The organism is Kitasatospora sp. NBC_01302 (assembly GCF_035976515.1).
GTDB lineage: Bacteria > Actinomycetota > Actinomycetes > Streptomycetales > Streptomycetaceae > Kitasatospora.
This window is the reverse complement of sequence record NZ_CP108404.1, coordinates 1,144,532-1,162,495: the sequence shown is the minus strand read 5'-3', so window position 1 is coordinate 1,162,495 and position 17,964 is coordinate 1,144,532. Positions and strand designations below refer to the sequence as shown.

Here is a 17,964-nt window from a genome sequence, read left to right as displayed (position 1 = left end):
TACCGCACCTGCCCTGCCGCGCCCGCCCCGACCGCGCCCGCCCCGACCGCACCCGCTCCTACCGCACCGGCGCGTCCGTCCCCAGCAGCTCCGTCCCCAGCAACTCCGCGCTGAGCCGCGCCGCGGGCAGCCGCGGGTTGAGGTAGACGTACTCGCTGCGCTGCTCCACCTCCGCGTTCAGCGAGCGCAACGTGACTTGGGCGTCCGCCAGTTGCCCCGCGTGATGCTGGGCCTCGGCGAGCAGGCCCAGGTGCAGCGGGAGCCGCAGCAGTGTGCGGCTGGTGCGCAGCACGGCGAGGGCGGCCTGGATCCGGGCGACCCCGGCGCCGCCGTCGCCGCGGTGCGCGTCGGCCCAGCCCAGGCAGATCTCCAGCATCGCCTTCCAGTAGCGCAGGCCGGCCTCGGCCGCCACCTCCACGCCCAGCGTCCCGACCCGCTCGACCCGCTCGACGTCGCCCTCCAGCCCCGCGAGCACCGCGTCCACGTAGAGCGCGAAGGACCGGTCGGAGGGCCGGGCGTCGCGGCCGGCCAGCGCGATCAGCTCCTCGCGGCGCTCCATCGCGGCCCGCTGGTCGCCGAGCAGCCAGTGGGTGAAGGCGTCGTAGGACCGGCAGGAGACCCGGGGGTCGTGCTGGAAGGCCTTCGCCAGCGTGTTGCCCTGCCCGCTGCAGAAACGATCCGCCGCGCTGACGCCCCGTTCCAGCTCGGCCAGCGCCGCCGGCAGCTCGCCGCGCACGTGCAGCACGATGCCCTGGCCGTACGCGGCGCCGAGCACCGCCACCGGATCCGGATCGCTGCCGGACATCTCCCGCAGCCGACCGGAGAACGCCAGCGACTCCTCGTACCGCCCGGTGACCAGGTGTGCGGCGCACAGCGCCCACAGCACCGGGGCGCGGTCGGGCGTGCCGGTGACGGCGTTGAGTTCGCGGCTGCGGTTGAAGGCCACCTCCGCCTCGGCGTCCCCGTAGCCGCGGATGAGGGCCAGCACCTGGCCCAGCTGGATCTGCAGCCGCTGGTCGAGCCCCGGGGTCGCGGGGTTGCCGGCCGGCAGCTCGCGCAGCAGGCACATCGCCCGGCGCAGCCAGGTCTCGGCCTGCTCGTAGGCGAGGCGCTGCTCGGCCTGCTCGGCGGCGCGCAGCAGCGAGGGCAGCGCCTCCTTGGCCGGCATCTCGCAGCCCGCCTCCCAGGCGTGGTGGGCGACCTGTTCGACGTCCTCGTCCGGCACGTACGAGCGGTCGAGCAGGGTGCGGGCCACCTGGGCGTGCAGCAGGGCGCGCTGCTCCTGGTCGAGCTCCTCGTAGAGCGTCTCCTGGACCAGGGCGTGGGTGAAGTGCAGCAGGTCGGGGTGGTGGGCGTCGGCGCGCAGCAGCTGGGCCAGCACCGCCGACTCGACGGCGGCCCGGGTGGACCGGTCCTCGCCGGTGATCTCGTTGAGCAGCCGCAGGTCGACCTCGGTGCCGAGCACGGCGCAGGTCCGCAGGGTGCGCAGCGCCTCGGCGGGCAGCGTGGCGAACCGCTGGCGCAGCACCTCGCGCACCCCCGAGGGGACCCGGGCGAGCAGCAGCCGGGCGGCGTGCGGGTCGTGCAGCCCGTTGGTGCCGCCCAGCAGCGAGAGCAGCTGGGCGACGAAGTAGGGGTTGCCCTTGCTGCGTTCGTGGAGCGCGCTGGTCACTGCGGCGCTGATGCCCGAGCCCGCCTTGCTCCGCACCAGCACCCCGACCTCCGCCTCGGAGAGGCCGCCGAGCCGCAGCGCCTCGGTGCGCGGGTCGCGCAGCACCTCGCCGAGCTTCTGGGACAGCACGGGGTTGGTGCCGATGTCGCTGTCCCGGGCGGTCATCACCAGGCCCAGCGGACGCCCGTGCTGGCGGGTGGTGAGCAGCCGCAGCAGGTCCAGCGAGGGCGCGTCGGCCCAGTGCAGGTCCTCCAGCAGGACCAGCAGCGGGCGCCGGTCGGCCAGGGCCAGCAGCACCTCGCACACCGCGTCGTAGGTGCGGAACCGCTCCTGGGCGCCGGCCTCCTCCGGTGTCTGCTGCTCGGCGGCGGGCAGCAGTTCGGGGATCAGCGGCGCGAGCGCGGTGCCGAAGCGGGCGGCGGCGGCCGTGAAGTCCTCGGGGCGGCGCGCGGAGAGCTGGCGCAGCACCTGGGCCCACGGCCAGTACGGCGGGACCCCCTGGCCGGCGAAGCAGCGGCCCCACATGACGTCCGGAGCGCGGTTCTTCAGCGGTGTGGCGAGCTCCAGCAGCAGCCGGGTCTTGCCGATCCCCGCCTCGCCGAGGACCGCCGCCGCCCGCCCGTCGCCGTCGACCGTGTCCGCCACCAGTGAGCGCAGCTCCAGCAGCTCGCCCTCCCGCCCGGCGAAGCCGCGGGTCTTGGGCGCCTCGGTGAAGGCGGGCGGCTCCGGGGCGCGCTCGTGGACGCAGGCCCGCTCGGCGTCGCCGGGCGGGCTGCCGCGGCCGTCCAGCTCCTGGCGCAGGATCGCGCCGTGCAGCTCCTGCAGTTCCTCGCTGACCGCGACGCCGAGCTCCTCCAGCAGGCTGGTCCGGGTACGTTCGTAGACGAAGAGCGCATCGGCCTGCCGGCCGAGCCGGTAGAGCGCGGTCATCAGCTGCCCCACCAGCCGCTCGCGCAGCGGATACCGGCCCGCCTCGCGCTCCAGCTCCGCCACCACCGCCTCGGGCTGGCGCAGCATCAGGCAGGCGTCGGCCCGGGTCTCCACCGCGGTCAGCCGCACCTGCTCCAGCCGCGCGCCCTCGCCGGCCAGCGGCCCGTACTCGGTCAGATCGGCGTACGGCGCCCCGCGCCACAGCTCCAGCGCCTCGGTGAGCAGCGCGCGGGCGGCGGGGAACTCGTGCTCGCGCTGCAGCCGGCGGCCCCGGGCGACCAGGCTCTCGAAGCGGTAGGCGTCGACCTGCTCCTCGTCCAGGTCCAGCACGTAGCCCGAGGCGACGTGGCGCACCAGCGACTCGGCGGCGCCCGGCGCGGCCATCGGCGCCAGCGCGGTGCGCAGGTGGGAGACGTAGCTCTGCAGCGAGGCCTTGGCCTGCCGGGGCGGGTGCTCGCCCCACAGCTCCTCGACCAGCTGGCCGGTGGAGACGGTCCGGCCCAGCTGGATCAGCAGCAGACCGAGCAGTGCGCGCCGCCGTGGCGGGCCCAGCGGGAACTCGCGCTCGCCGAGCTGCGCCGTCATCGGTCCGAACACGCGCAAGCGAAGACCGCCGGACTCAGACATACGCCCCCTTGGATCGCCGCCCCGGGTCAGCGACGAGACGTGTCGTCACCACCTGCTTTGGATCATGGCACATGACCGAGGAGGATCCAACAGGCACGCAGCGTGGCCGCACTGCCGCAGCCCTGTCGCTCGTGACATTGCCGCTTGGAGGGCTGTTCCTTCGCTGCGGGCGGGTGCCACCTCGTTCCTCGGCGACCCCCACCCTTCGCTACGTCGCAGCCCTGTCGCTCGTGACATTGCCGCTTGGAGGGCTGCTCCTTCGCTGCGGGCGGGTGCCACCTCGTTCCTCGGCGACCCCCACCCTTCGCTACGTCGCAGCCCTGTCGCTCGTCAAACAAGTAACATGCCCGCCGGGGCCCGGTAAAGGGCGCCCGCCCCGGCCCTGGTGTCGACCCCGCCGTCAGCCCGCCGTCAGCCCGCCGTCAGCCCGCCGCCGGCGGAGCGTCCGTCAGCACGTCCGAGACCAGGTCCGCCCACCGCTCGCCGGCCAGCCAGGCGGCGCTGGCGTCGGCGTGCCCGCTGGGCTGCTCCACGGTGATCCGGCGCCACAGGTCGTCGATCCGCCGCCGGGCGGCGGCGCAGTAGAGCTCGGCCAGCTCCTGGGTGCTCTCGGGCCCCAGCCGACCGCACTGCGAGGTCCGGGCCAGCACCAGGGACATCAGCAGCAGCTCGCCCGCGACCTGGTTGAGCTGGATCAGCAGGTGCTCCTGCTCGAACAGCTCCTGCGGGTCCGGGTGGCGGCGCACCAGCGCCAGGCAGGTCCGGGCGAAGGCCTTCACCTGGTGGGCGGTGAACCGCAGGTGGCCGAGGTTGGGCTCGGTCAGGTCGGCGTCGTCCAGGCAGCTGACGTCGGCCGGCTCCGACTCGATCGCCCGCGCGTTCGCCGGCTCCGGGTAGTAGCAGCCGAGGACGCCCAGCCGCGCGGCCCGGTTGTCGAGCTGGAAGTCCACCCCGCAGGCAATCCGCAGGCCCCGGGCCTCCCGGAAGGCCCGCTCCACCGGCAGCGGCACGGCGCCGCGGCGGGCCTTGCTGTGCGCGGTCTCGTAGCCCTCGGCGCCCAGCAGCGACATGGTCCGGTCGACGATGCGCCAACAGGTCGCCGAGGCCAGGTTCTTGGCCGCGAGGTGCTCGTAGCGCAGGTTGGCCGTCCGCTTGTCGGCGGGGCCGTCCTCGCCCAGCAGGCACCACTGGGCCAGCGTCTCCAGCGCGAAGACCTCGCCGAGGGTGGCCGCGACCATGCGCTGGGTCTCCTCGAAGGAGCCGAGCGGACGGCCGTCCACCTGGCGCCTGCCCGTGAACTCCCGCGACCAGTGCAGGCAGAGCCGGCCGAGTGCCAGTGCCGGGGCCACGATGCTGTGCACCCGGCTGCGGACGACCAGCCGGTTCAACTCGGGGGTGGGGTCCTGGTCGTGCTCCTCCTCGGCCGCCATCAGCTCGGCCGGCACCCGCACGTTGCGCAGGGCCAGTTCCCTGGCCGGGTACCCCTTGAGGCCCATGAACTCGTGCTCCGCGGTCACCGTGAGGCCGGGGTCGGCGGTGTCCACGAAGAAGGTCCGGACCCGTTCGCCGCCCGCCTCGCGCACGGTCGCGGTCACGCCGACCAGGCCCGCGAGCGAGCCGTTGCCGCTGAAGACCTTACCTCCGGTCAGCAGGTACGCGGCGCCGCCCTCGACGGGGACGGCGGTGGTGCCGCACGGGCGGCCGTCGGCGCCCGTCGGCGCGGTGTCGGCGCTGCCGCACACGTCCCCGGCCCGGACCCGGGCTCCGAGTCCCTCGTGCAGCGGGCCCGGGGGCAGCGCCGCCAGGGGGGCGCCGGCGCCGACGGTGCTGTGCACCGCGAGCAGCCGCGCCACCGGCATCGACCAGCTCGCGGCCGCCTGGACTATCCGGAAGGCGTTCATGCCGGACAGGCCCAGGCCCCCGAGTTCCGGGGCGCTCTGCAGCCGGGTGTAGCCGCCGGCCGCCAGCGCCTCCAGCAGACCGGGCGGCAGCCGCCGCTCGGCATCCACCTCGCTGGGGTCCACCCGCTCGCGCAGCAGCGCCCCGAAGGCGGCCAGGACGCGGTCGCCGGCCTGCCGGTCGGCCTTGTCCTGCACCGGGAAAGGGTGGATGAGGTCCCAGCGGAACTCGCCGAGGTAGAGGCCCTCCAGGAAGCTCGGCACCCCCGGGACGTGCCAGGGGTTCTGCGGGTGCGGGCTGGTCGCCATGGTCTCCGTCCGGAGGTGCGGGGCCGTGCTGCGGCGGGGGAGCGGGCTGCTCGGGATCACCGCGGCGGCCGGCTCACGGCGGCCGGTGCGCCGTCGCCCCAGGAGGTGTCGGGCCGGGAGAGGTGCGGCCGGGAGGCGGCCGGCCGGGAGAGGTACGGCCGGGTGGTGTCCAGCGGGTCTGTCATGCTGCTTCTCGCCTTCGATGGGGCTGGGTGCGATCGCCCGGCCGGCTGTGGTGGGGCCGGTGGTGCCGGGCGCGACCGGGGCCAGGGGTGGCCTGGTCCGGTCCGGAGTCAGAGCGTCAGGCGGATCCCGTACCGGTCGAGCCAGGTGTTCAGCTGCAGCGCCATCTCGACGTCGGCCCGGTCCGGCCAGCCGCCGCGGTCGGTCAGCCGGGGGTCCTCGACGAAGGCCCGTGCGGCCTTCGTGTCGAGCAGCGCCGCGACCGGTGCGTGCGGGTCGGCGAGCACGCCCGCCAGCGCGTCGCGCAGGTGCGCGGTGTAGCCGTCGTCGTAGGTCGCGGGGAACGGTGCGCTGGACCGGGCCAGGATCGCGGGCGGCAGCAGCTCGCCGGCCACCGCGCGCAGCAGGCCCTTCTCCCGGCCGCCGTAGGTCTTCATCGCCCAGGGCGTGTTGTAGAGGTACTCCACCAGGCGGTGGTCGCAGAACGGGAACCGGATCTCCAGGCCGGCCGCGGTGCCCAGCCGCTCGGAGTGCAGCAGCAGCGGGTCCAGCCAGCGGGTCAGGTGCAGGTGGCCCAGCTCGCGCATCCGGCGTTCGAGCCCGGTGGACGCCGGCAGGTGCTCGACCTCGGCGATCGCGTCGTGGTACTGGTCGGCGCAGTAGGCGTCCAGGGCCAGCCAGTCGAGCAGCGCCGGGTCCAGCAGCCCGGCCCCGAGGCCGTGGGCCGCCCCGAACCGGCGCGCCCGGGTCAGCCAGGGGAACATCTCGGCCGCCAGCACCTCCCGGTCGCCGGCCCAGTCGAAGCCGCCGAACACCGGGTCGGCCCCCTCGCCCGACAGCGCCACCTTCACCTGCTCGCCCACCGAGCGGTAGAAGAGGTAGGGCGTGATGTTCTTGTCCCCGTACGGCGTGGGCAGGTCCTTGGCCGTCAGCACCGCGGTGCGCACCACCGGGTCGGCGAGCACCTCCGGGTCGAGCGGGGCTTCGAGGTGCGAGGCGCCCAGGTGGTGCACCACCTGGGCCACGTAGGGGCTGTCCGGCACGCTGTCCGCGTTCACGCCGATCCCCACGCTGAAGGTCCGCAGCGGCTCGCCGCCCGGTGTGCGGCCCGCGGCCAGCGCGGCCACCGCGCTGGAGTCCAGGCCGCCGGAGAGCAGGATCCCGGGCGCCGGCTCGCCGGCCATCGCCGAGGCGACCGCGCCGCCGAGCAGCCGGCGGACGGTCTCCAGCGTCTCGGGCAGGCTCTCGGTGTGCGGCTGCGGACGCAGTCGCCAGTACGCCTCGGTGTGGATCCCGCTCACGCCCACCTGGACCAGGTGTCCCGGCGGCACCTCGCGCAGGCCGCGGAAGACGCCGTGCCCGGGCACCTTGATCGCCGTCAGCACGGCGCGCAGCCCGTCGGCGTCCACCCGGGCCTCGGCCAGCGGATGCGCGAGGACCGCGCGGGCCTGTGAGCCGAACAGCACGCCGGCCTCCAGCGGGAGGTAGCTCAACGGCTTGACGCCCAGCCGGTCCCGGGCCAGCACCAGCCGGCTGACCCTTAGGTCCCAGATGGCGAAGGCGAACATGCCGTCCAGCCGCCGCACCCCCGCCGTCCCCCAGCGCAGGTAGGTGCGCAGCACCACCTCGGCCTCGCTGCCGAAACTGAAGCGCTCGCCGGAGTCGGTCAGCTGCCGGCGCAGTCTGGCGACGTTGGACACCGACCCGTCGTAGCTGATCACCGCCACCGGGCGGCCCTGCTCGGCCACCACCAGCGGCTTGCCGCCGTCGGTCTCGTGGACCGCGCCCGTGCCGCGCTGACCCAGCACCGCGCGCGGGCAGGCCCACATCCCCTCCCCGTGCGGGCCGCGCCCGGCCAGCGAGGCCGTCATGGCGAGGACGGCGTGCCGCTCGCGCGCCACGTCCCGCTCGAAGTCGATCCAGCCGGCGATTCCGGACACCTGGTTCCTCTCTCCTGTACGTGCTGGGTCCTTGGCGGACCGTCCATCGGCCTCCGGGCGGGCTTCGGCTACCGGGCGGGGGTGATGGTGTGGTGCAGGCGGCCGTCGATCAGGCCGAGCAGCGCCGCGGGGAAGTCGAGCAGGTACATGTGCCCACCGGGCAGGCAGGCGCACCGGAAGTCGGCCGAGGTGTGGTCGCGCCACTCCGTCAGGCGTTCGGTGCCGATCACCTGGTCGTGCGAACCGCGGATCGCCGTGATCGGGACGTCCAGTCTTCGCCGCGGCGCGGGGCGGTACCGCTCGTGCATCCCGATGTCGGCCCGCAGCACCGGCAGCAGCGCCTCGCGCAGGGCCGGGTTGTCGAAGGCCGGGCGGCGGTAGCCCTCGGCGTGCGCGACGAGATCCAGGAACTCGGCGTCCGGCAGGCCGGTGGCGACCGGCCCTGGCCGGCTCGCGGGGCCCGCCGAGCCGCTCACGAACAGGCCGCACGGCGTCGGCCCGCCCTCGGCGGCCAGCCGGCCCGCCACCTCGAACGCCAGCACCGCCCCGAGGGCGTGCCCGAACAGCGCCACGCCCCGGTGGGCCGCGGCCCGCTCGCGGATCCAGGGCAGCACGTCGGCCACCACGTCCGCCACCTGCTCGAACGGCGGTTCGCCCAGTCGCTGCTCGCGGCCCGGCAGGGCGACCGGCGCGACCTCCAGCCCGGCCGGTGCCAGCGACCGCCAGGGCACGAAGAACGAGGGCCCCGCGCCGGCGTGCGGGAAGCACAGCAGCAGAGTGGAGGTCATCGCAGGGGCCCTTCCCGACGTGCAGGTGGTGTCGCGGAAGCGACCGTACGCGGACGGACTTGCGGAGGGCTTGCGGTACCGCTTGCGTTCCCCTTGCGGTCCACTGGCAGGCTGGTCGCCAGGGCCGGCCGCGCGGGCCGGCTGCCCGGGCCGGTCGCCGGTCGCACCGCGGCTCGGAGGCCCTGTCAGCGGGGCCGCCCGATCGCGTACAGTCCGTACCGTCGGCGTCGCCGACGGTACGTCAGATCCATCGTCCAGCGGTTGAACCAGGAGAAGGACCGTGGCCACCGAAGCGAGTCCGCTGCCCAGCAGCCCGACGGCCGGCGAGAGCTCCGGCAACGGTACCGGACCGGGCGGCGCCCGCCCGGTCCCCGAGCTGGACCCCGCACTGGTGAAGCGCTGGCAGGCGGAGGGCGGCGAGCTGGTCGAGCTGCTGGGGCTGGCCCGCGAGCGGCTCGGCGGGGTCGCGGCCGTGCGCCTGGGACCTCGGCCGACCGTGCTGATCACCGATCCGCAGGCGGTCCAGCACGTGCTCGCCCAGCACCCGGACCAGTACGTCAAGCGCTCGCACCGGGCCCGGCTGCTGGTGGGTGACGGCGTGCTGTCCGCCTCGGGCGATGCCTGGAAGCGGCAACGCCGCTTTCTGCAGGCCCAGTTCACCGGTACCGGAATGCGCCGCTACGAGCAGCGGATCGCCGCGGCGGTCGAGGCCTGCGCCGAGCGCTGGGCCGGGTACGCCCGCACCGGGGAGCGCTTCGACCTCGCCGCGGAGATGCGCCGCTTCGCGCTGGACAGCATCTGGCGCGCCCTGACCGGCCATCCCGTGGACGCCGCCACCGAGGCCGAACTGGCCTCCATCGACGACCTGGTGGGCGCCCTGCCGACGCTGCCCGCCGATGTGGTCGAGGTGCCGCCGGCGGTCGCCGCCGACCTGGCCAGGCTCGACACCGTCACCAGGCACGCCATCGAGGCCGCCCGCGACGGCGTCCCGGGGCCCGACGGCCCCGGCCTGCTGCACGACCTGCTGGCGGCCGCCGTCGAGCGCCCCGAGTACACCGACCGCCTGATCCGCGACGAGCTGGTCACCCTGCTGTTCGCCGGCCACGAGACCACGGCCACCACGCTGACCTGGCTCTACCTGCTGCTCGACCGCCACCCCGCCGCCCGCGAGCAGGCGTTGGCCGCCGGGCCCGAGGGATCGGCCGAACGCCGGGAGGCCGTCCAGGCGTTGGTCCACGAGACGCTGCGGCTCTACCCCTCCGCGTGGATGCTGCCGCGCCACGCCACCGCGGACGACACGGTGGCCGGCCACGCCGTCGCGGCCGGCACCGACGTGCTGGTCTGCCCGTGGCTCACCCACCGCGACCCCGAACTCTGGCCGGACCCGGAGCACTTCGACCCCAGCCGGTTCACCACCCCGGGTGTGCGCCCCACCGTCACCGGCGCCTACCTGCCGTTCGGCCTCGGCCCGCGCGCCTGCCTCGGCCTGCAGTTCGCGCTGCGCGAGACCACCGCCCTGCTCGAACGCCTGCTGCCCGCCCACACGGTGGCCTTCGACGCCGTGCCCACCCGGGCCGCCTACGGCATCACGGTCCGCCCGGACGGCCCGACCACGGCCACTCTCGGGTAGGCCCTGTCCGGCAGGATCCGCCGGACGGGGCCCGGCAGCTGGATCCGCCCTCCCACGCCAACCCCAAGGAGGCCCTCGTGGTGCACGCCCAGTTCGACCCGACCGCCCGTCAGACGCTGGCCATCGCGGCCGTCGACGCCAAGACCCGCCGGGACCTCTCCTGGCAGCAGATCGCCGATGTGGCCGGCCTGTCGGTCGCCTTCGTGACCGCCGCCGTCCTCGGCCAGCACGCCCTGCCGGCGGACGCGGCCAAGGCCGTCGCCGGACTCCTCGGCCTGGACGAGGAGGCGGAGCGGCTGCTGCAGACCATTCCGACCCGCGGCTCGCTGGCCGGCGGGATCCCCACCGACCCGACCATCTACCGCTTCCACGAGATGATCGAGGTCTACGGCACCACCCTCAAGGCGCTGGTGCACGAGCAGTTCGGTGACGGCATCATCAGCGCGATCAACTTCAGGATCGACGTGCAGAAGGTCGCCGATCCCGAGGGCGGCGACCGCGCCGTCATCACGCTGGACGGCAAGTTCCTTCCCTACAAGCCTTTCTGACGTTTCAACAGTTCACGAACAGCGGGCCGCTCCGGTACTCCGGGGCGGCCCGCTCGCTGGGTAAACCTCGGATGCGAACGACCCCTGTGTTTGTCGTGTTCCGGCCATGTCGACTTGATGAGCTGGCATGCACTCGTCATCAGCCCCTATGGTTGGGACACTCCGCCGGCGGCGCAACTGTCGGCCCCCAGGCGGACGGGGTGATGACGGCACGTCAGCCTGCTGCGTCGCCAACGTCGGTTTCCTGTCGGCTCGCTGGCCGGCAAGCCCCCGTCGCACCGCCCGTTCGTTCCTGCACCGTCCCGCGGCAGGCCCCCACACGCCGCCGCGACCGGGTCCCCCACGAGAAGAAGGACGCCACGCAGTGAAGAAGAACACCTACGCCCGCGCCGTCGCGGTGCTGGCGATAGCCGGTGCGTTCAGCACCGCGATGGTCTCGGCCGCCGATGCGACTCCGTCGGCCGCCGCGCGCCCGCACCACCACCACTTCGCGCTCGGCGCGCAGTTGGACCACCCCGTCCAGCCCCGCATGCACAGCGCGATCGCCCCGCACGCCACCAAGGACGTGCCGGCGAGCGTGGACCTGAGCAACTACCTTCCCCAGGTGGGCGACCAGGGCCAGGTCGGGTCCTGCGTGGCCTGGGCCATCGACTACTCCGCGATCGGCATCATGGAGGGCGAGCAGGGCATCGCGGGCGCCCCGCACGCGCCGATGTACACCTACGCGCAGATCGCCCAGGGCAACGACCAGGGCAGCTACGCCAGTCAGCACTTCGACATTCTGACCACGCAGGGCCTGGACACCAAGGCCGACTACTGGCAGGGCGACTTCGACTACACCACCCAGCCCGACGCCAACGAGACCGCGAACGCGGCCAACTGGAAGCTGTCCGGCTACACCGCGCTGGACACCGGCAGCGCGCTGGTCGACGAGGTGAAGAGCTCGCTGGCCCAGGGCGAGCCGGTGGTCTTCGCCTTCAACGTGTACCAGAGCCTGGAGGACATCGACGCCACCACCGCCGGGAACTACACCTACTACCCGAGCGCGGACGAGCTGGCCGGACAGCCGCTGGGCGGCCACGAGGTGGCCATCGTCGGCTACAACGACCAGGGCGTGAAGATCGCCAACTCGTGGGGCAGCTCGTGGGGTGACAACGGCTACTTCACCGTGCCGTGGAACTTCGTCACCGACCAGATCCAGGAGGCCGACGCCGTCGGCCAGATCGTCGCCACCGGCCAGGGCGTGCACTGACCGGACGGTCCCGGGCGGTACCGAGGCTGCCCGGGACCACTCCTGCTGCCCGCCGACGCCGCGCCCGCGCGTCAGGTCAGGGCGGCGTTGAGCACCAGCACCCCGGCGAACGAGGTCAGCGAGAGCAGCGTGTGGGACACCGTCCAGGTCCGCAGCGTGCCGCCGACCGAGAGCCCGAAGTACTCCTTGAACATCCAGAACGAGGCGTCGTTCACATGGCCGAGGAAGGCCGCCCCCGAGCCGAGCGCCAGCGCCAGCAGCGCCGCCTGGGTCGAGCCGAGGCCGTGCGCCATCGGACCGATGATGCCGGCCGCCGCGACGGTGGCCACCGTGCCGGAGCCGGTCGCCGTGCGCATCAGTGCGGCCACCAGCCAGGCGAGCACCAGCAGCGGGATGTGCAGGTGTCCGGCGGCCCGGCCGATCGCGGCGTTGACGCCCGAGTCGGCCAGCGCCTGCGAGTAGCCGCCGCCCGCGCCGACGATCACCAGCACCCCGGCGATCGGCGGGAACGAGCGCGACAGCGAGGCCTGGACCTGCTCGCGCGAGGCGCCCACCGCGTAGCCGAAGGTGCCGAGCGCCACCAGGACCGCCACCAGCAGCGCGACCACCGGCGTGCCGAGGAACTCCAGCACCGTGTAGAGCGTGCCGTGGGCCCAGTGGAAGGTGTCGCAGCCCGCCTTGAGCATCATCAGCGCGATCGGCAGCAGCACGGTGGCGAGCGTCACCGAGAAGCGCGGCAGCCGGCGCGGCGCGGCACCCGCGGCACCCGCGGTGCCCTCGGCAGCGCCGTCGGCGTCGACCGCCGTGGTGGTGAAGGCGGCCAGTGCGGCGTCCGGGATCCGGGCCTCGACCCGCGGCCAGGCGTAGGCGGTGAAGAGCGGGCCCACCACGATCGCGCAGGGGATGGCCACGATCAGCCCGTACACCAGCGTCAGGCCCACCGAGGCGTGCACCGCGGTGATCGCCACCAGCACGCCGGGGTGCGGCGGCACCAGTGCGTGCACGGTGGCGAGCCCGGCCATCGCCGGGATGCCCACCCGCAGCACCGGGTAGTCCGCCCGCTTGGCGATCTGCAGCACCAGCGGCACCAGCAGCACGAAGCCGACCTCGAAGAACATCGACAGCCCGACCAGGCAGGCGACCAGGGTCACCGCCCACGGCAGGCCCCTGGGGCCGACGGCTCTGGTGAGCGTGCTCACAATCTGGTCGATGCCCCCGGAATCCGCCATCAGCCGGCCGAGCATCGCACCCAGAATGATCAGGATGCCGACTTTTCCGGTGATGTTCCCAAGGCCGGTGGTAAAGGAATCCGCGACCTTCTGGACCGCTTCTCCGGAGAGCAGGGAAACGGCGAAAGCGCCGACCATCAATGCCAGGAAGGCGTGCACCTTCAGCCAGCTGATCAGGACCACGACCAGCGCGATCGATATCCCGACCACGGCCAGCAGCCACGTGTCGTGGCCGGTCCACACCGTATTCGCGGCCTTGCCCGGAGCCGTGCTCGCGGCCTGCGCGAGCAGTGCGGACGATGATGCCAACGCTGCCATCATGCGTATTCCTCTTCCCTGTTCATTTACTGCTGCGGGGCACCGTATGTGGCCGTCGCCGCCCGCCGCCAGGGCCCCGGGGATTGCGTCGATTGCGGTCGCCGGAAATCTTTCCGCTCGTTCTGTGCGTTCTGTGCACGGCGGTACGCTGGCCGCATGTTCCGCCGTATGTTCGACCGCAGGCCCCGCCTCGCCACCCAGACCCTGCTCGCCCAGGTGACGGTGCTCTGCGTGGTGCTCGGCGGCGGGTTCGCGCTGACGGCGGAGCTGCTGCGCGACTCCGCCGAGCAGGACTACGAGCAGCGGGCGCTGGCGGTGGCCCGGTCCACCGCCGAGAACCCGGTGGTGGTGGACCGGATCGCGGCCGGCGACGATCCGCGCGGCGAGGTGCAGCAGGCGGCCGAGGCCGTCATGCAGCGCACCGGCATGCTCTTCGTGGTGGTCACCGACAGCCGCGGCATCCGCTACTCGCACCCCGACCCGGCGCTGCTGGGCAAGGAGGTCAGCACCGCGCCGACCGCGCTGGACGGCCGCGAGTCGGTCGCCATCCAGCGCGGCACGCTCGGTGACTCGGCCCGGGCCAAGGTGCCGCTGCGCGCCGCGGACGGCCGGGTGATCGGGGAGGTCAGCACCGGAGTGCGGCTGAGCACCGCGCTCGGCGCCGCCGCGCCGCTGATCCGCGAGGAGGGTGCCTTCGCCGGTGGCGCGCTGCTGGTGGGCGCCGGGGCGGCGGCGCTGCTCACCCGGCGGCTGAAGCGGCAGACCCTCGGCCTCGAACCGGTCGACCTCGCCGATCTGCTGCGCGAGCAGCAGGCGGTGCTGCACGGGGTGGGGGACGGCGTGCTGGCGGTGGACCAGGACGGCCGGGTGACGGTCTGCAACGCGGAGGCGGCCCGGCTGCTGGGCCTGGACGCTCCGAGCTCCCCGGGCGCCACGGGTGCCCCGGGCATCCCGGGCATCCCGCCGCGCCCGGGGACGGCGATCGCCGAGGCCGGCCTGCCGCCCGCCCTGGCACGCATTTTGATGGAACGTCAGGAGCTGTGGCAGAGCGTGCTGGTGGTCGGCGAGCGGGTCCTGGTGGTGACCGCGCAGCCGGTGCGCCGCGGTGAGCGCAACCTCGGCCACGTGCTGACCCTGCGCGACCGCACCGAGCTGGACGAACTGGCCCGCGAACGCTCGGCGCTGCGGGCGCTGTCGGACGCGCTGCGCGCCCAGGCCCATGAGTACACCAACAAGCTGCACACGCTGGCCGGCCTGCTGGACACCGGCGCCACCACCGAGGCCCGCTCGTACCTGCGCGAGCTGGCCGCCGCGCCGCTGGCCACCGAGGGCCGCGACGGCGCCCGGCTGGCCGACCCCTATCTGCGCGGACTGCTGGCCGCCAAGGCCGCGACCGCCTCCGAACACGGGGTGGCCCTGCGGCTGGACGAGGACTCCCATCTGCCGCGCCGGCTGACCGATCCGCTGGACGTGGTGAGCGTGGTCGGCAACCTGCTGGACAACGCGGTCAAGGCCGCCGAGACGGGTGAACGGCGGCCCGCCTGGGTGGAGTTGAGCGTCCTGGCGGAGGGCGGCACGCTGCACGTCGCGGTGCTGGACAGCGGCGACGGGGTGGCCGAGGCGGACGTCGAGCGGCTCTTCAGCAGCGGCTTCACCACCCGGTCCGCCGAGGAGCGCGACGGCCACGGCATCGGTCTGACGCTCGCTCGCCAGTTGGTCGTCAAGCACGGCGGCGAGCTGCGGCTGGAGCGCACCGGCGGGGCCGGGCACGGCGCGGTCTTCGTCGCCAGGATCCCCGGTGTCCTGGAGCGGCCCGGAACCCTGGAGCGGCCGGGATCCCTGGCGCACCCCGACGATCCGGAGCGGCCGGCCGGCCTTGCCGCGCAGGACGAACTGGTGGGAGGAGAACGGTGATCCGGGTTCTGGTGGTGGACGACGACTACCGCGTCGCCGAGCTGCACGCCCGCTACGTGGCCGCGGTGGACGGCTTCGAGGTGGTGGGCACGGCCCGCTCGGCGGCCGAGGCGGTGCGGCTGGACGCCGAACTGCGGCCCGACCTGGTGCTGCTCGACCAGTACCTGCCCGACCGGCTGGGCAGCGCGGTGCTGCCCGCGCTGACCGGCGATGTCCTGATGGTGACCGCCGCCGCGGACACCGCGCAGGTGCGTGCCGCCCTCGGCGGCGGCGCGGTGGGCTACCTGATCAAGCCCTTCGACGCCGCGGCGCTCACCGACAAGCTGGCCGGATACGCCCGGTTCCGCGCCCAGCTCGCCGCCGACCGCACACTGGACCAGGAGCAGGTGGACCGCGCCCTGCGGGCCCTGCACGGCACCGACCGCGGCGGTCGCCCCCGCCGCCCGCGCGCCACACCGACCGGCGAGCTGGTAGCCGAGGCCGTGCGCGCCGCCGCCGGCACCGTCACCGCCAGTGAGCTGGCCGTCCGGCTGGGCATCTCCCGCCCCACCGCCCAGCGCTACCTGGCCGACCTGGCCGCCGACGGCACCGTCCGGGTCGAGCTGCGCTACGGCGCCGCCGGCCGCCCCGAGCACCTGTACTCCTGGCACGGCCGGTAGAGCTCACCCCGTCCCGCGAAGCTGTCTGTACAACTCACCTCATATCCCGGCCATTTCGGCCAGAGCGCGTTGGCCCGCCGTTCTTCCCAAGGACAGCCTGGACCGTTACTCATGACCTGGCACGGACAACAGGCTCACGGTGATCGGGAAGGGTCAGTGACCATGGGACGACTGACGACAAGACGGATGTGGCGGGCGCTCTGCGGCGTGTTCGCCCTGCTGGGCGCGCTGCTCACGGTGACGGTGGCCGCGCCCGCGGGCGCGGCCACCGGCAGCGCGAACCTGATCGTGAACGGCGACGCCGAGGCCGGCTACTGCACCACCGACTGGACCGCGGCCACCACCATGCCCGGCTGGACGGTGCTCTCCGGCAGCCCGGACGTGATCTGCTACTCGGCCGGCAGCTTCGCCCACCCGAGCAGCCCGGCCCCCGGCACCGCCTTCTTCGCCCCCGGCAACCAGGGCGACGGCGCGATGGCGCAGACCGTCGACGTCTCCGGCGCCGCCGGCGCGATCGACGGCGGCTCGGTCGGCTACAACCTCTCGGGCTGGCTGGGTGGTTGGACCAGCTACGCGGGCTACGCCCAGGTCTCGCTGCAGTTCCAGAACGGCGCCGGCCAGCAGCTCGGCAGCACCGCCACCCTGCCCACCGTCTCCGCGGCCGACCGCGGCAGCGCCACCTCGTTCCTGGCCCGCAGCAGCACCGGCACCGTCCCGGCCGGCACCCGCTCGATCCGGGTCGAGGTGCAGTTCCTGCAGAGCTCGGGGGAGTCCGGCTACCTGGACAACCTCTCGCTGACCCTGAACACCCCGGTCCCGGCCGCCACCCTGGCGCCGCCGGTCTCCAAGGTCCCCGGCTACGACCACGTCTTCATGGTCATGATGGAGAACACCGACTACGCCGAGGTGATGGGCGACCCGGCGGACACCCCGTTCATCCACAGCCTGATGGCCCAGGGCGCCTCGATGGCCGACTACCACGCCGTCTACCACCCCAGCGACGAGAACTACCTGGCCGTCGCGGGCGGCGACACCTACACCACCGGCGCCACCTACTACCCCAACATCAACGACCCGAAGAGCAACCTGGGTGACACCATCGAGGCCGCCGGCAAGACCTGGAAGGCCTACGAGCAGGGCATGGGCACCCCCTGCAACACCACCACCCAGTACGACGCGAAGTACGAGCCGGACGACGCACCGTTCTTCAACTACACCGACATCAGCGGTAACGCGAGCCGCTGCGCCGCCCACCTGGTCGACACCAGCCAGCTGACCACCGACCTGAAGAGCACGGCCACCACCCCGAACTTCTCCTGGCTCGCCGCCGACGACTACTACGACGGCGAGGCCTCCGGCAACGGCAACGCCACCAGCCTGCAGACCCAGGACGGCTGGCTGAAGCAGACGCTGACCCCGATCCTCTCCTCCCCGGCCTGGACCACGCAGAAGTCGCTGCTGATCCTGACCTGGGACGAGGACAGCAGCCAGCCCGACAACCAGGTGGCCGCGATCGTCGACGGCTCCCAGGGCACGGTGCCGGCCGGCACCACCAGCACCAGCCGCTACGACCACTACAGCACCGCCCGCACCATCGAGGCGGCGCTCGGCCTGCCCGGCATCACCGCCAACGACACCTACGCGACGCCGCTCAACGACGCCTTCGTCCCCGGCTCGGCCCCGGCGCCGACCAGCACCCTGAGCACCACCACCCCGAGCGTGGCCAACGGATCGAGCGTCACCTTCCAGTACGCGACGCCGTCGGGCACCACCAGCTCGACCAACTGGATCGGCATCTACCCGGTGGGCGTCACCCCGGGTCAGAAGTCCTCGCTGACCTGGCAGTACGCCCCGAACGGCAGCGGCAGCCTGACCTTCGCCACCAGCAGCCTGTCCGGCCCCGGCAGCTACGCCGTCTGGTACCTCTACGACAACGGGTACACGGCACTGGCCGGCCCGGTCACCCTGACCGTGACCTGAGCAGCGCGTTCCCCGCGAGCCGTCGGCCCGCCGTGCAGCACTGTTGCGCGGCAGGCCGACGGCCGTCACGATGATCTGCGCCGACCA

12 protein-coding genes are annotated in these 17,964 nt (G+C 73.7%); 6 read left to right on the top strand and 6 right to left on the bottom strand.

What is annotated here, in order from left to right; genetic code table 11:
* Positions 1 to 58: 58 nt before the first annotated feature.
* The 5 genes from OG294_RS05180 to OG294_RS05160 form a co-directional block, all read right to left on the bottom strand.
* Positions 59 to 3,187 carry a BTAD domain-containing putative transcriptional regulator gene (locus OG294_RS05180; RefSeq protein ID WP_327065197.1) on the bottom strand — a complete coding sequence of 1,043 codons (3,129 nt, stop codon included), beginning with the start codon at positions 3,185 to 3,187 and terminating at the stop codon, positions 59 to 61.
* A 464-nt stretch (positions 3,188 to 3,651) separates the two neighbouring features.
* Positions 3,652 to 5,436 (bottom strand): acyl-CoA dehydrogenase family protein, encoded by a 1,785-nt coding sequence (locus tag OG294_RS05175; RefSeq protein ID WP_327065196.1) that lies wholly within the window; start codon positions 5,434 to 5,436, stop codon positions 3,652 to 3,654.
* A gap of 56 nt (positions 5,437 to 5,492) precedes the next feature.
* Positions 5,493 to 5,621 (bottom strand): hypothetical protein, encoded by a 129-nt coding sequence (locus tag OG294_RS05170; protein WP_327065195.1) that lies wholly within the window; start codon positions 5,619 to 5,621, stop codon positions 5,493 to 5,495.
* A gap of 108 nt (positions 5,622 to 5,729) precedes the next feature.
* Positions 5,730 to 7,559, bottom strand: coding sequence for an asparagine synthase (glutamine-hydrolyzing) (gene asnB / locus OG294_RS05165; protein WP_327065194.1), 1,830 nt, complete (start codon positions 7,557 to 7,559; stop codon positions 5,730 to 5,732).
* A gap of 68 nt (positions 7,560 to 7,627) precedes the next feature.
* Positions 7,628 to 8,347 (bottom strand): thioesterase II family protein, encoded by a 720-nt coding sequence (locus tag OG294_RS05160; protein WP_327065193.1) that lies wholly within the window; start codon positions 8,345 to 8,347, stop codon positions 7,628 to 7,630.
* Between the two features lie 376 nt (positions 8,348 to 8,723).
* On the opposite strand from OG294_RS05160, the gene OG294_RS05155 reads away from it, so the two are divergent.
* The 3 genes from OG294_RS05155 (at position 8,724) to OG294_RS05145 (ending at position 11,777) form a co-directional block, all read left to right on the top strand.
* Complete coding sequence (locus tag OG294_RS05155; RefSeq protein ID WP_327071453.1) at positions 8,724 to 9,977, top strand: cytochrome P450; 1,254 nt, start codon at positions 8,724 to 8,726, stop codon at positions 9,975 to 9,977.
* Positions 9,978 to 10,054: 77 nt separating this feature from the next.
* Entirely contained in the window at positions 10,055 to 10,525 is a 471-nt protein-coding gene (cynS, locus tag OG294_RS05150) for a cyanase (RefSeq protein WP_327065192.1), read from the top strand.
* 364 nt (positions 10,526 to 10,889) lie between these two features.
* Positions 10,890 to 11,777 carry a C1 family peptidase gene (locus tag OG294_RS05145; protein ID WP_327065191.1) on the top strand — a complete coding sequence of 296 codons (888 nt, stop codon included), beginning with the start codon at positions 10,890 to 10,892 and terminating at the stop codon, positions 11,775 to 11,777.
* A 71-nt stretch (positions 11,778 to 11,848) separates the two neighbouring features.
* On the opposite strand, the gene OG294_RS05140 is transcribed toward OG294_RS05145, so the two are convergent.
* Positions 11,849 to 13,327: a GntT/GntP/DsdX family permease gene (locus tag OG294_RS05140; RefSeq protein WP_327065190.1), complete on the bottom strand. Its 1,479-nt coding sequence runs from the start codon at positions 13,325 to 13,327 to the stop codon at positions 11,849 to 11,851.
* Positions 13,328 to 13,480: 153 nt separating this feature from the next.
* Between OG294_RS05140 and OG294_RS05135 the strand changes: the two genes are divergently transcribed.
* From OG294_RS05135 to OG294_RS05125, 3 genes are all read left to right on the top strand, one after another.
* Positions 13,481 to 15,238, top strand: coding sequence for a sensor histidine kinase (locus OG294_RS05135; protein ID WP_327065189.1), 1,758 nt, complete (start codon positions 13,481 to 13,483; stop codon positions 15,236 to 15,238).
* The gene (locus OG294_RS05130; protein ID WP_327065188.1) at positions 15,235 to 15,897 is read left to right on the top strand and encodes a response regulator; all 663 of its coding nucleotides are present in this window, start codon (positions 15,235 to 15,237) and stop codon (positions 15,895 to 15,897) included. Before OG294_RS05135 ends, OG294_RS05130 begins: the two co-directional genes overlap by 4 nt.
* A 162-nt stretch (positions 15,898 to 16,059) precedes the next feature.
* On the top strand, positions 16,060 to 17,877 hold the full coding sequence (locus OG294_RS05125; protein WP_327065187.1) for an alkaline phosphatase family protein: 1,818 nt from the start codon (positions 16,060 to 16,062) through the stop codon (positions 17,875 to 17,877).
* The last annotated feature ends 87 nt before the right edge of the window (positions 17,878 to 17,964 follow it).